Below are 12977 nucleotides of genomic sequence, written 5' to 3' on the forward strand. Positions count from 1 at the left end.
TCAGTTTCTCCGTTTGTACTTTATTTAAACAATTAAAAATGCTATAGTTCACACTTTCGTCTAACGTTCTGGATTACCCAAAGTCGCCCGCCCACCGTGCAGAGAATTTGTCTGCGGCGCGGGTAATCTTTGAGTTATGCGCAGTCACAGGCTTCTTCCGTTATCACTGACAATTAGATATGATCAATTTGGGATCGATGGTTTTGAAAACATGTCGGTATTTCTCCGTAAAGGATTTTGCTTCATGGCATTCCCCCAGAAAGGCAAGGCTCGATATAATGGATTGGGCAAGAAATTCAGACGAAGGATGCTTTGAAAATTCTGCCCTCGCCCATTTAACGCGCTCATAGTGGACCTTTGCGTAATCAAGACTGACAGGGTTAGATTTTTCAATGATGGCATTCATAGTAGCTGGTTCAGGAGAGTAAATCCCAAGTGAAAGTGAATCAACGAATTCTTGATTCAATGAAGCTACACCTAAGACAGTATTATCAAAGCCTATGGCAATTTGTTTTCCATTATTGTTTTTGCTAAAGTTCCAGACTTTCGTGTATGACTCAGGTTTAAAAAAGAAAGAAATCCGTATCCTATCAGGAGATCCCTCAATCGGATATTTCGGTGCTTCGGTGATGTCAATGTACTGAATGTCATGGGATTCAATGGCAGAATTTATCAGGCTATATTTTGTTCCTTTTGAGTCGATTTTTGTACCCGTTTCAGTTTCATATACCATTCCAATAAAGTACTTGAGATTGTTCGGGATATAGGAGCCGTATGGAGCTTTATTGGTCCCAGCGCAAGAAGATGCAAAAATCATTAAGAGGATAAATGGTTTTATGGCTTTTTTCATAATTTCTACCTGTGATTGCGTTTAACGTTATGGTTTTATATGACGTTTTGCGTCCCGCAGGGTTGGCGCAGCTTTTGCTGTCCTACCCAATATTTATTCTATCACAAGCAAATGATGTGACAAGACAAAATGTGCCCGAAGGCCCAAGGCGAAGCCGCTGCATATAAATCCTGTTATGTGATTTTACCTGGCCGGACGTTGTGTGTTTATCACAACAATCGATATTCAAGTAATGCATCATTCCAAATTAAATCTTGATTAATTCTTATATTTCTTAAAATAATTTCTCGTAATGATTCTTGATCATCAAGATGTTTTTCATAGATCTCTCTAAAAGTTTTGGAGTCATTTTCATCCATGGGTGCAGCTTTTTCAGGAAGCTGACAACAACCATAACCATCGAATGAAATTCTCTTTAGAATTATTAAATCATTTTGATGATCATTGAAATCAATAAATACCGAGTCATCATAGCAACCTATACAATAGTCAGCAGGTCTTGATGGTGGCATTGATGCTATTCTAAATTGTTGATTGTTCATTTCATAATTGATCCTTTTTTGGAATAGAGCAGCCAAGTAATTTCACATAACGTTCTGGATTACCCGAAGTTGACCGGCCGCAAGGCCGGACAATTTGTCTGTAGCGCGTTCCGGTGTGCGCCATTTGAATTTTCCCAATTGGCGCATATCCGGACCCCGCGAAGCGGGGAGCGCAAAGACCGGAGCGAAGGCGACCCGAGCGGAGCGGGTAATCTTTGAGTTATGCGAAGTGTTCATTTGTTCAGCGGTATTTGTGGACTAAGGTATTTTTCGAAGGAGGTTATGTAATATTCATGGAAGTTCTCCAGGGATTGAAGATCGAATGTAGATATGCTGTTGCTAACCATGAAGCATTTGTCGTTTCCACCTTTCAAAATGATGCGGATAGTATCATAGTATCGCGGTATTTCATCGTGCAATAGTGTACTCCTTCGGAACTCGGCTTCGATAATAAGATTGTTCGGATCTTCAATTGTTAATTTGGACACAGCAATTGTTATGAACCTGTCATCAGGTTTCCGGTTTTCCTGGCCACCGTTGATCATTTCGCTGAAGCATTTGTTTTTCGGAACCTCGCTAATGTAGATCTGCCAATGGGTATCAACGATGCCAGGTTTTTGATGTCTGGGATCAAAGTTGAAAAGATAATAATGGTAGTTAGGGGGGGCAGGATTAGCCCATTTGTGTATTGTCCATGTATTCGGAGCTCTTATTTTAAAGGAAGGCGTGGGATACTTGCTATCGATTGATATTATTGTAGATGGTAAGTTGGGGTCGAGATACGGTGGATTCTCTGCGGAAAGGGGTACTGCAATGAACGAAAAGAATAGAAGTGAGATTCTTAAATGCATTTTGGAGCTCCATACCCTAAGGAATTGAATTTGTATTGATAATCCACTGATTGCTGAACATTGCGCATAACTTGTCTTACCCGCATTCCCCGCCCCCGCCTGACCCGCTCTCCAATCCTATCCTCTCTGCCCATCTCTGTCAATCACACTTTGCCCGATTGCCTGACCCGCCCCATCCGCCCTGCCCTTTTTGCGTTTGACGCTCCTCTCGTATGAGCAAGCCTCTCCTGACTGAGATGAATCCTCCTCCTCTGAACAGCTCGCGCATTCTGCGAAGGCATCTGATCACCGGCCTGGCTCTGCTCATCCTGCCGATGGTGCTTCTTCATCAAACGGGCATCGCACGCCTGCCGCAGATCCTCGGCTGGGCGACGAGCCTCGGGCCGTACTGGCTGCTCTGGGGCGCCGTTTTGATCTTCAGCTCGTGGCTGGCCTTCTATATGGCCGATCGCCTCATCTGGCCCGGCTGGATGCGCCGTATCAACATCGATCTCTACGAAGGCGGACGTCTTCGCGATCTCTTTCGCAAATGGGCGCTCTGCTGGCGCTGCCTCGGCTACTGGTACGGCGGCATTGCCTCGTTTCTCTTATGGCTTGTCGTTCTGCCGGCCTGGTACGGGGCCTTCTATTTTGCGCTCGCCGGCGCCTCGCTTGGAGCGGCGATCACCGCTCTCTTTGTCGCAAGCAGCGCGAAAGAATAGGCTGCACGAAAAAGCGTTAACAATTTTTGAAAAGCGGCGGACGTTCATTCGTTTTCATATACGATGGACTTTCGATACATCGCCGCTCTTTGCATATTTGCGACATCCTGTCTGAGCCGGCAGGAAATCGTTAGCCGTGACCTTAAATACGATACCGATAAGCTGACGGTAACGGACGCTCCGTATATTCAGGGCGACTTTATCATGATGGCGTTGAAGAAGCGCGATTTGAATAAAGGCGACACGGATGAGGTGATTCCGCTCTGCATTCCGCTGTATCGCACGCCGGCCTACGAGGAGTATCAAAAAGGGCATGCCTCTTCGCCGAACCATATCGCCTACGAAGAGCATCAGGATCGCGTCGATGTCGTCGTCAGAGTCCCCTATAGCTTCAGAGGATGCGAGCTCGACGAGGCCCCGGCCGTTGAAGTGAAGCTCGGCCCGGCCAATCGCGGCGTCAGGCCGACCGTCGTCGAGATCATGGGCCGGCGTTTTTCGTTTGAAGAGAGTATGGCGTCGTTCCTGTATTACTTCAATCTGACGTCGCGAAGGTTACCCTATCGAATCCGACTGGAGCCTGCATTCAAGCAGAAGCGGCTGTTTGCGTTTTGAGGGGTTAGTCGGAATTCGGATAGGATAGAATTCAGATCAACGGAGCATCAATATCAGAGATTCATAAACGCATTCACGACAACGAGTATCAGGACGCAACCCAGTTGAACACAAAGCGCTATCAAAAAGTCTTTACGATACTTGCTGGGACCGGGAAAAGCCTCTTGATGCAAACCGTATATGTAGAGTGGCTTTAATGGATACTTGATGAATACGGAAATCTGCTCTGATTCAGGACGGATGCTATTCAGCTCCCGGGTCATCTCCCACGTTAACTGAGCACCTACGAGGCCGGCTACTACTATAACTACAACGACAAAAATAACGAATACGATCATATACGATCATAAACAGCGGCGAAGCGGGTAACTCGCAGCTCCTTGTTTTGCAAAGCCTCCCATAGATCCAGCTTCGTCTGCATATTCAGCCAGCTCTCCGCACGCACCGCCACTATAACCACCATGGCACGATTTCAGATTTGTTCTTGCATTTGTTTTGGTTTAAGTATTCGACATACAAAAGACATTCCATAAGCCTCTGGTCGGCCTCTACGGAAGAACTCGCGTCGTCGGCAAGAACCACGCAGGAAAACTCATTGCCTTCTCTCTGCAACTCGTCCTCACAAACGTATCTCTGGCTAAGAGCGGGGCCGTAGCAACTGGTTTGAACGAGACAGGCCAACAATAGTCCTGCCGACAAAAACTTTACCTTTTCGTTTCGGATCATTTTGTCTCACTCCGCCTTTTTCCAGCACTACGAGTTCAACCTCGGCCGATCCATCCACTTTTGTCAATCAAACTCCTGTCCCGCCAGTACCTCCGCTCAGCGCCCATTCAACGATTTCTCTTTGTCGGCACACTGGTGCAGCTCTTGAAAACCACGGTTTCGCTGTGAACAATACGCAAGACCTTCACGGTAGAGAGTCTTCGCATCCTGCTTCCCCGCTCGAACACAGCCTGAATTTGCGGGAGGCGTGAACTCTTTCTGTCTCGGGAAGTAGATACAATGCATGAGTTTATCTTGATACAGGAAAAAAACGAATGCTGCCGTTCCCCGTGCGCGGTATTCGATCAGCCTGTCGTACTGAAAATCACGAGATGACACGCTTACGCTTCGTGGAGTCAGGAATGTCATATAGAGATACGGACTGCCTTTGAAGAACGTCTGCACCTCAGCAGTCGTTGTCCGGTCGCGACGGACTCGTAAGCCACCGAGATATTTCACATCGGATTCGAAAGAGGTCGGATAATAGATATCCGTTTCAGAAAACGGCGGATCATGCTCCGCCTGATAGCGGTGATACTTTCTGGTATACTCTTGAGCAGCGACTGTATAGAATGGATGCGAACCACGATAAACAAAGGCCTTTGCACCATCGAGGACTGCAATTAAGGTGATCACCTTGAGAACAGGGCGGAGAGGCAGCCTTGTAAGGACACCTAAAATGAGGAAAATCAATAGTGGAAAGAGGATGATAGGATAAAGCAAGATATGGGCGGCGAAAGAAACGATGTAGATGATACCGGCCTCTCCTTGCGCTGCGGAAAATGCGAAGAAGATGAAGTCGGCAATATAGAGTGTCATGAATGCGCCGAACAATCCCCGGACGATCCGCAACCACAGATCGGTAATGAAGTCGTTTTTCATCATGATTGCCTATCCGACGAGATCAAAAATATAGATCTGTTCTGTGACAGCTGCCACATATCTTCCACTTTCAGAGAATGCTACCTGGCCAATGGGGGGCAGCACAACTCGCTCTTCTGCTTTGAGACTACCTGAGCTCTGAAGAAAAAGGGCGCAGACAGATAGAGTACAGGCCAGCGTGAAACTTTTCATAGAACTCCACCTCACCTTTCTGCAACTCTCCAATCTCTCTCCCCATTCAAGGTAATTGCAGTGATTTTGCCTTTTCCGAGCATTTATGAATCATCTGGAAGCTCTGGTTTCTCTGAAAGCAGTAGGCGATGGTTTCAAGGAGGATGATCTGTTTCTGCCTCTCTGGCGATTGAACACAGTCAGCGTCTACGGGCAGAGACAATTTCACCGCTCCCGGAAAGTAAGTGCACTGCACGAGTTTATTTTGATAAAAGAAGAGAATGAATTCGGTGCTTCCGCCTAACCGATAGGCGAACAGCCTGTCATAGTAGAATGAACGAGACGATATGTTCACGTAACGAGGAAGCGAATAAGACAGAGACAGATAAGGACGCCCATAGAAAATCCTCCAGAGCTCATCCGTTGTCGTCTGGTTGCGGATAAAGGGGCGGTCGCCCAGATACCTTGCTACCGATAAGTGTTCGTCAGGATTGTAGATATCCGTATCTGAAAAAGGCGGATCCTTTTCCGCCTGATCACGATGATACCGTTCCGCCAAAGAGTCTAACACGATCGAATAAAAAGGGTGATCACCGTTATAAGCGCTCACCTTTGCGACATCAAAGATAAATATGAGAACGACCACCTGCAAAACCGGACTGAGTGGTCGCTTCCCGACGGCACCGATAATGAGAAAGACAAGCAGCGAACAGAGCAGAACAGGATAAAAAACAATGTGCACGACAAAGGACAGCATGTAAATAAGGCCAGCTTCCCCTTGCCTCTTAGCATAATCGTATAAGCTAAAATCCGCGATATATAGTATCAAGAATACCGCGAACACTCCCCATACAAGCATCCGCCATGAATCTTTCATAAGCCTGCCTTTCATCGCTTTCCGTATATCCCTGAGCTCGATCCTGCAATCTCTGCAAACATCTGTCAATCAAACTTCATCCGCACAGGTAGCCTGCTCCTCTCTGCGCCTTCCTTCTCTGCGCCTTCCTTCTCTGCGCCTTCCTTCTCTGCGCCTTCCTTCTCTGCGCCCGCCTTCTCCGTGCCCGCCGCGCTCGCTGAGGTTTACCCCTCTCTCTGAGCCCCCGCCTTCTCCGCGCACTCTGCTCCCTCCGCGGTTAACCCCTCCCCTCACTTACCCACACAGAAAACCGAGAAGATCCGCCCCAGGATATCTTCAGTCGTGATCTCGCCCGTAATATCGGCAGCATTCTGCAAGGCCGTATCGATCTCAAGGGCGCAGATCTCGTCGGGAGCGCCGTCAGACCAGAGCGAGAGCAGCCGTTGCAGCGCCTCTCGCATCGCCTGAAAGTGATGGCGATGCCGCTCCTCAAGTAAAAAAGGATCGAGACCGCCCGGCTCTTCTTCAAGGTGCGAGACGATGCGCTTGTGCAGAAGGTCCACGCCCTCGCCGGTTTTACATGAGATGCGAATCAGCTCAAAAGTCCCGTTGCGGCGGATGCCGTCAAAATACGAATCCTCATGCGCCTTTTCATGCAGGATATCGACCTTGTTTAAAACGTGGATGATCTTCTTCGATTCGGATGATTGAGAAAGTTCGTATTCGAGCGCCTCGTTAATCTCGATGCTTTCGCGCGATCCGTCGATCAGATGCAGAATCAGCTGGCTGCGCTTCATCTCTTCAATCGACCGTCGTATTCCCTCGCGCTCGATGCTATCTTCGGTTAGTCGAAGGCCTGCCGTATCGATAAAGCGCACGCGGAACTCGCCCAGCTCCACGTCTTCGCTCACATAGTCTCGCGTCGTGCCGTGAACGTCCGAGACGATAGAACGATCCCATCCGAGGAGGCGATTCAACAGAGAAGACTTGCCTGCATTTGTCACGCCGATCAGGGCGATGCGAAAGCCTTCGCTCACGCGCTGCGCCGCTCCGCTGCGGGCAAGAATATCGTCGATCTGTTGCAGCAGGTCATGCACGCGACGCCGGCGAGCGTCCTTCGATTCGAAGGTCAGGTCTTCGTCCGAGAAGTCGACTTCGGCCTCGGTCTCAGCCTTCAGATTCATGAGCGCCGATCGGAATCTTGCGATCGAGCGCTTCAGCTCGCCGCTGTATAACCTCTGTGCGCCCTGGAGCTCGTATTGCGAACGCGCATCGATGATGCGTCTGACCGACTCGGCCGTCGTCAGATCCATGCGTCCGTTTTGAAAGGCACGTCGCGTGAATTCTCCCGCAAGGGCGGGACGGATGCCCAGTTTCTCAGAAAGCTCGGTTAACAGTCGACGTACGATGAGCGGCGAACCGTGCAAGAAGATCTCGGCGCAATCTTCCCCCGTATAAGAGTGCGGTCCCGGAAAATAAACGGCCAGGCCGTCGTCGATAAAGACGTCGTCAGAACGGACGTCCACCCGCGTCATCACGCGGGGTCGTTCGATAGCGGACGGGCCCTTCGTTATACAGAAGCGCCGCACCGCTTCGGCCGTCGCCGGCCCCGAGATGCGCACGACGGCGATGGCCCCTCTTCCGGGGGCCGTCGATAAGGCGGCGATCGTGTCTCGTTCCTGTATCATGGTGCCGAATGAATAAGCTGAGCGCTATACAGATAGGAATGCAATAAGATTAGATGGTTAACAGGAAAAAAAGAGGGGCTTTCGCCCCCTCTTTTCAATCATCGATGCGGTTGCCGATATTATCGTCATCCTCATCATAATCCTGGCTACGGTTACCGTTGCCTCCGCGTCGCTTCCGATTTCCCGGATTCTCGTCGATGCGCATGACGCGCACTCGCTTGTAGAGTCCGTTCCCTTCGGATTCCGTGGTGATCTTAGCATCGCCTTCCAGTTCGAGGTGGATGATGCGCCTTTCATAAGGGTTCATCGCCTCGAGAAGAAAGGATTTGCCGTTCTTCATCACGCGACCCGCTATGTTGCGGGCGAGTTTCTTCAGATAGTCCTTGCGACGTTCGCGATAACGAGCGACGTCCACAAGCACCCTTTTCTTCTTCTTCAGTTCCTTGTTCAGGAGCAGGTTGACCAGGAACTGAATGGCGTCCAGGGTACGTCCCTGACGGCCAATGAGGAATCCGGAATCTTCGGAATTCACGTGAGCAACGTAATTCTCGTCCGTTTCCTCGATCGTCTCGATCTCAGCTTCGACGCCGAGCCGGGCGATTACGGTTAACGTAACGCCTCGGATCAGAGCGTTGTCGCTGAGTTTCTTCTTGTCGTTCTTCACCCTGACGGTGACGGGTTTACGAGAGACAAGGCCCAGAAGAGAGGCACCTTCGGTGATGAAGGTGGCATCGTCCTCTCCGACGCCAAGCACGTCCATGGCCTTCCTGATGGCATCACCTTTCGTTTTGCCATCGGTCTCATACACGAAATTCATAAATCACCTCTTATGTATCATTGCAGGGTCAATCCTCCACCTTCGCAAAACGGTTCGCAGCAAGCTGCCACAGAACGGAGATGATGTTCTGTACGGTCCAGTAAAGAGTCACACCGCTCGGCATGGACCAGAAGAAGAATATCATGATAAACGGCATCATATACATCAGCATCTTCTGCTGCGGATCCGATGCGACCGTCGTCAGCTTCTGCTGCGCGAACTGCGAAACGACCATGATAAGCGGTAGAATGTTGAACGTGAATCCCTGGATAATCCAGAAGTTAAGCGTGTAGACGGTATCGGGCTCCGAGAGGTCGTGCATCCACAGAATGAACGGCGAATGCCAGAGCTCGATCGATTCGGTGAAGGCCGAGTAAAGAGCGATGAAGATCGGAATCTGAATCAGAATCGGCAGACATCCCTTCGCCGGATTGATCTTATGCTTCTTATAGACCTCCATGATCTTCTTCTGGCGCTCATTCGGATCATCCTTGTACTTCTCGTTGATGACGTCCATCTCGGGCTTGAGGGCGTTCATCTTCTTCATCGTCTTCGCCTGCATCTGGTTCAGCGGATACGTAACCAGCTTCCAGCCGACGGCGATGATGATAATGGCATAACCGTAGTTACCCACATAGGCCTCGACGAAACGAAGCAGCCAGATGATGCCGTCACGGATCTTCGCAAACAGCGCGAGGAACGTCGACGAGTAGATGACGTCGCGCATCGCCGATTCCGGAGCCTCTTCGCCGAACTCGCCAGACGCTACGGACGGATCGTTGAAGACGTGCTGATCGTCGGCTCGCAGTCCGGCGAAGACCTGCATGTTGATGACGACGGCATCGGTGCGGGCCTGATCGAGCTTCACCAGATCGGTAACGCGAGCGGCGCCGGGCTTCAGTTGCAGATCGGCATCATGCGCGGCGGCAAGCGTAAAGTTCTTATAAATACCGGTATAGAAGGCGTCGCTTTTCAGCGAAGGGTTATTCGTCACGACCGCTCCGTCCAGCGACGACAGCTTGCTGTCGGTGGAGAGGAATCGCGTATACATAATGAAATAGCGGCTATGAGCACCGAAATAACTGAGCGTATCGGGAGCTTCCAGATAGAGCGTAAACGGCCCTTTATCGCCGCCCGAGCATCCGAACCAGCCCGATCCACCGGCGCCGTAGCCAGGCAGTCGACTCAGGCTGTCGTTGTAGTTGATGAACCGGCCAAAATAAGCCATCTCGCGGCTGGAATCGCTTTCAGGCCCGGGACCGACGCCGGCAAAGGGCTTAAAGAAAAGATCGCCGCCAAGAGTAAAAGGACGGTTTTCAAGGTTTCGGATAACGGTGATCTGATGAAAGAAGCTCTCTTTTTCAAGAAAGCGAAAGACCTTGATCAATTCAAGGCGATGCTTCTTGAATTCCACAGGCAGGGTAAAGCGAACCTCGCGCACGCCCGTCGCCGGAGTCGACTCTTCTACTTTGAAGATAGCGTCGTTAAGGCGGGGATGCGCAAGCGGCTCGGCTCCCTGACCGCCTGCACTGTAATAGATATGCGGCTGAAAGTCCATGCCGTTACCAAGCGTAACCTCGAGGGCACGGCGATCCTTCTCGATCGCATCGGCGGACTCATTCAAAACGGCATCGGGCAGGCGCACGCTATCGCTGTGCTTGACGTAGACCCGTTCGATACGACCGCCCTGTGTGTTCAGAATATAAATATTCGGGCCGGCATCTACCTCGATAGAGCGTGCTTCACCACCAGCCTGAAATTCGAAGTCACTCAGAGATGATGTGCTCTGCGACGGTCCGGGCACCGGCTTTTGTTCGGGCTTCTTGCCGGGATCAAGTATCTGCATCATCAGAACGGCCCCGACGCCGAGGATAACGATCGGCAACAGCGATGTTAGGGGGCTTTTATTTTCCTGACTCATGGGTTCTCCTGTTCGGACGTTCGATCCTTCGCCTCCGGAATGACCGGATCAAAATAGCCTTCATTGAAGGGATTGCAGCGAAGAATACGATAGGTTGATTTTGCAAGTGCTACGGGAAAGGGAAGGATCTCAAAGGCCTCTTTTGCATAGGCCGAGCAACTCGGATAAAAACGACAGCGCCCCGGCAGGAGCGGCGAGATGGCGGCTCGATAGAAGCCGATAAAAAGAAGAAAGAAGCGATTGATCAGGGCGGGCTCAGCCATGCGCCCCTCCAAGCATGCCGCGGGAGCGCAGCAGATCTTCAAGTTGTTCGGCAACGATCGTCGAAGTCAGGCCTTCTGTCTTGCCTGTCGGCAGTACAGCGATCACCCAGCCCTTCTGAATGCGCAGAAGGTACGGCATCAGAGCCGCCCGGAAGATCCGTTTCAAACGATTACGTTTCACGCTGTTGCCGAAGCGAACGGACACGCAGACCGCAAACCGTAGCTCTTCCGGTTTTCCGGGAACGAAGATCAGCTGAACATTTCTCGTGCTCTTCCTGATTCCCGTCCGGAAAAGACGGGCAAACTCACGGCGATCTGTGAGTACGTGCTCTTTGTATTCAGAGATCGACAGCCTCCAATCACTTACGATGCGTGGAGCTGGAAACGGTCAGACGCATACGGCCTTTTTTGCGACGGTTCGCAAGAACCTTGCGTCCGCCCGAAGTTGACATACGAGAACGGAAGCCATGCGTGCGCAGACGGGAGATATTACCGGGTTGGAAAGTACGTTTCATAGAAGACCTCTTAGAACAAACCGAGGGTTGGGTAGAATATAAACAGACACCTTTTTACGACCATGTACCGGGTCAACAGCATATCGTTCAAGCATTGATTCAGAAATCGCATCAGGCCAATGGTAAAAAAAAGAAAACCCGACGTTCGTTTTGAGTTTTTGACTTGTAGGATCATCGGATGTCGGGCGCCTTACATGGACGCCCCTATCCACCGGAGGAAACACGGTTGGCTCAAAGCGACCTATCACGGCCTACTTCAAAATCCGAACCGGACAGCCTCATTCGTCCGGCCGGATTGCCCGAGCGCGCCTCACCGCGCACGCTGCAGTCCCTCTATGTGGACCGACACGGCGCTCCTATCCTCGATACGTTGCAGACGGCGCTCAAGAAACCGGGGCTGCTTTCTCCGATTATCTTTTATGGCCCGGCCGGCACGGGAAAGACGCATCTTTTACAGGGACTTGAAAGCGACGCCCGCAGCCGCAAGCTCAGCGTCTATCATCTGTCTTTTTCAAGCGGCATCGACACTCCGGCCGCATTGCATGATCTTCTTCTCATCGATGGCCTGCATCATTTCCCGACGCTCAGCGCCGAGAAGCAGGATGAGTTCTCTATTCTTTTTGAGCGACACTTTGAAAGCCGCAAACAGATCTTCGCATCCACCGAAATCGAAATCGGCGATCTCGAACTGCCCGACCGGCTTCAGAGCCGCATCCTATCCGGCCTGACGCTTGAGCTGCGACTTCCCGAAGGCGAAGACCGCTTTGACTTTATTCAGAAGCGCCTGGGCGAGTTCGATATGCAGATCCCCGCCGAGCGTCTGCGAGCCCTGAATCTTCCTGAGAATCTTTCGTATCGCGACCTGGAGTCCGTTTCGGCGATGATCTTTCTCTATTCAAGAAACGGATGGAGCGACGCCCGTCTTGCCGAGGCCTTGCAGAATCGTTTTGCTCCTCAGGCGCAGAAGGAGCGGCCCATCATTACGATCGAGCAGATCCTCGAAACGGTTCTGAAGCGTTTTTCGGTGACCCGCGAAGACCTGCTTGGCAAATCGAGACGGGCCGAGCATACGCTGCCCCGCCATATCGCCATGACCCTGGCGCAGGAATTCACCGGACTCAATAAATCCTCGATTGCGCGATTCTTTCAGCGCAGCGATCACTCCGTCGTCATCCACGCCGTGAAGAAGATGCAGGATTCCCTGCGCACAGAACCGACCTTGAAGCAGCTCTACGACAGGCTGCTCAAAGACCTCGGACTTTCCGTCAACGGCCGTCATGGCTCCCATGGCTCCAACGGAAGGCGTTGAAAACCTGTGAGATTCCTGCCTGCGATGTGAGATCTTCGGGTATCCCGTGTGACATAATGCAGCGGGCCCGAGTCATCACTGTGAGAGATTATGTCACACGGCTTGACTTCCAGCCTGTGTGAGTTTTTTTTCTCACAGCGATCTAACTTTCCATTGTGCGACGAATTCCCGGGAAAAACTTGGATCGGCCCTGTTTTCGGGATTTCTCACAAACTCACGGCATCAATAACAACA

General features: G+C 51.0%; 14 protein-coding genes. 3 read left to right on the plus strand and 11 right to left on the minus strand.

Annotated elements, in window-relative coordinates; genetic code table 11:
* Positions 1 to 163: 163 nt before the first annotated feature.
* The 3 genes from LEPIL_RS16475 to LEPIL_RS23565 form a co-directional block, all read right to left on the minus strand.
* Positions 164 to 850 (minus strand): hypothetical protein, encoded by a 687-nt coding sequence (locus LEPIL_RS16475; RefSeq protein WP_002774175.1) that lies wholly within the window; start codon positions 848 to 850, stop codon positions 164 to 166.
* A 209-nt stretch (positions 851 to 1059) separates the two neighbouring features.
* Entirely contained in the window at positions 1060 to 1392 is a 333-nt protein-coding gene (locus LEPIL_RS23560) for a hypothetical protein (RefSeq protein ID WP_143464614.1), read from the minus strand.
* 233 nt (positions 1393 to 1625) lie between these two features.
* Complete coding sequence (locus LEPIL_RS23565) at positions 1626 to 2243, minus strand: hypothetical protein (protein WP_002774177.1); 618 nt, start codon at positions 2241 to 2243, stop codon at positions 1626 to 1628.
* Between the two features lie 212 nt (positions 2244 to 2455).
* Between LEPIL_RS23565 and LEPIL_RS16485 the strand changes: the two genes are divergently transcribed.
* Together LEPIL_RS16485 and LEPIL_RS16490 are read left to right on the plus strand one after the other, a co-directional pair.
* Positions 2456 to 2944 carry a hypothetical protein gene (locus tag LEPIL_RS16485; protein WP_002774179.1) on the plus strand — a complete coding sequence of 163 codons (489 nt, stop codon included), beginning with the start codon at positions 2456 to 2458 and terminating at the stop codon, positions 2942 to 2944.
* A gap of 63 nt (positions 2945 to 3007) precedes the next feature.
* A complete protein-coding gene (locus LEPIL_RS16490) occupies positions 3008 to 3556 on the plus strand; it encodes a hypothetical protein (RefSeq protein WP_002774180.1) in 549 nt (182 codons plus the stop codon).
* Positions 3557 to 4378: 822 nt separating this feature from the next.
* Here the strand turns inward: LEPIL_RS16490 and LEPIL_RS16505 are convergent.
* From LEPIL_RS16505 to rpmH, 8 genes are all read right to left on the minus strand, one after another.
* Positions 4379 to 5206, minus strand: a complete 828-nt coding sequence (locus tag LEPIL_RS16505) for a hypothetical protein (protein WP_002774187.1) — start codon at positions 5204 to 5206, stop codon at positions 4379 to 4381.
* Positions 5207 to 5441: 235 nt separating this feature from the next.
* Complete coding sequence (locus tag LEPIL_RS16510) at positions 5442 to 6266, minus strand: hypothetical protein (protein WP_002774191.1); 825 nt, start codon at positions 6264 to 6266, stop codon at positions 5442 to 5444.
* 254 nt (positions 6267 to 6520) lie between these two features.
* Positions 6521 to 7918, minus strand: a complete 1398-nt coding sequence (mnmE, locus tag LEPIL_RS16515) for a tRNA uridine-5-carboxymethylaminomethyl(34) synthesis GTPase MnmE (protein WP_002774193.1) — start codon at positions 7916 to 7918, stop codon at positions 6521 to 6523.
* Between the two features lie 94 nt (positions 7919 to 8012).
* The gene (jag, locus tag LEPIL_RS16520) at positions 8013 to 8735 is read right to left on the minus strand and encodes an RNA-binding cell elongation regulator Jag/EloR (RefSeq protein ID WP_002774195.1); all 723 of its coding nucleotides are present in this window, start codon (positions 8733 to 8735) and stop codon (positions 8013 to 8015) included.
* Between the two features lie 28 nt (positions 8736 to 8763).
* Complete coding sequence (locus LEPIL_RS22475; protein WP_002774198.1) at positions 8764 to 10656, minus strand: YidC/Oxa1 family membrane protein insertase; 1893 nt, start codon at positions 10654 to 10656, stop codon at positions 8764 to 8766.
* Entirely contained in the window at positions 10653 to 10919 is a 267-nt protein-coding gene (gene yidD / locus LEPIL_RS16530; RefSeq protein ID WP_002774200.1) for a membrane protein insertion efficiency factor YidD, read from the minus strand. Before yidD ends, LEPIL_RS22475 begins: the two co-directional genes overlap by 4 nt.
* Positions 10912 to 11289 (minus strand): ribonuclease P protein component, encoded by a 378-nt coding sequence (gene rnpA / locus LEPIL_RS23090; protein WP_078123243.1) that lies wholly within the window; start codon positions 11287 to 11289, stop codon positions 10912 to 10914. Before rnpA ends, yidD begins: the two co-directional genes overlap by 8 nt.
* The gene (gene rpmH, locus LEPIL_RS23095) at positions 11279 to 11434 is read right to left on the minus strand and encodes a 50S ribosomal protein L34 (protein ID WP_002774203.1); all 156 of its coding nucleotides are present in this window, start codon (positions 11432 to 11434) and stop codon (positions 11279 to 11281) included. The genes rnpA and rpmH overlap by 11 nt, the downstream gene beginning before the upstream one ends.
* A 226-nt stretch (positions 11435 to 11660) precedes the next feature.
* On the opposite strand from rpmH, the gene LEPIL_RS16540 reads away from it, so the two are divergent.
* Complete coding sequence (locus LEPIL_RS16540) at positions 11661 to 12743, plus strand: helix-turn-helix domain-containing protein (protein ID WP_169314828.1); 1083 nt, start codon at positions 11661 to 11663, stop codon at positions 12741 to 12743.
* Positions 12744 to 12977 lie beyond the last annotated feature (234 nt).

It is taken from the genome of Leptonema illini DSM 21528 (assembly GCF_000243335.1).
Lineage (GTDB): Bacteria > Spirochaetota > Leptospiria > Leptospirales > Leptonemataceae > Leptonema > Leptonema illini.

Excerpts from the sequence above, each read along its gene's own strand:
- LEPIL_RS16475 (WP_002774175.1), bottom strand. The coding sequence starts at position 850 with ATGAAAAAAGCCATAAAACCATTTATCCTCTTAATGATTTTTGCATCT.
- LEPIL_RS23560 (WP_143464614.1), bottom strand. The coding sequence starts at position 1,392 with ATGAACAATCAACAATTTAGAATAGCATCAATGCCACCATCAAGACCT.
- LEPIL_RS23565 (WP_002774177.1), bottom strand. The coding sequence starts at position 2,243 with ATGCATTTAAGAATCTCACTTCTATTCTTTTCGTTCATTGCAGTACCC.
- LEPIL_RS16485 (WP_002774179.1), top strand. The coding sequence starts at position 2,456 with ATGAGCAAGCCTCTCCTGACTGAGATGAATCCTCCTCCTCTGAACAGC.
- LEPIL_RS16490 (WP_002774180.1), top strand. The coding sequence starts at position 3,008 with ATGGACTTTCGATACATCGCCGCTCTTTGCATATTTGCGACATCCTGT.
- LEPIL_RS16505 (WP_002774187.1), bottom strand. The coding sequence starts at position 5,206 with ATGATGAAAAACGACTTCATTACCGATCTGTGGTTGCGGATCGTCCGG.
- LEPIL_RS16510 (WP_002774191.1), bottom strand. The coding sequence starts at position 6,266 with ATGAAAGGCAGGCTTATGAAAGATTCATGGCGGATGCTTGTATGGGGA.
- mnmE (WP_002774193.1), bottom strand. The coding sequence starts at position 7,918 with ATGATACAGGAACGAGACACGATCGCCGCCTTATCGACGGCCCCCGGA.
- jag (WP_002774195.1), bottom strand. The coding sequence starts at position 8,735 with ATGAATTTCGTGTATGAGACCGATGGCAAAACGAAAGGTGATGCCATC.
- LEPIL_RS22475 (WP_002774198.1), bottom strand. The coding sequence starts at position 10,656 with ATGAGTCAGGAAAATAAAAGCCCCCTAACATCGCTGTTGCCGATCGTT.
- yidD (WP_002774200.1), bottom strand. The coding sequence starts at position 10,919 with ATGGCTGAGCCCGCCCTGATCAATCGCTTCTTTCTTCTTTTTATCGGC.
- rpmH (WP_002774203.1), bottom strand. The coding sequence starts at position 11,434 with ATGAAACGTACTTTCCAACCCGGTAATATCTCCCGTCTGCGCACGCAT.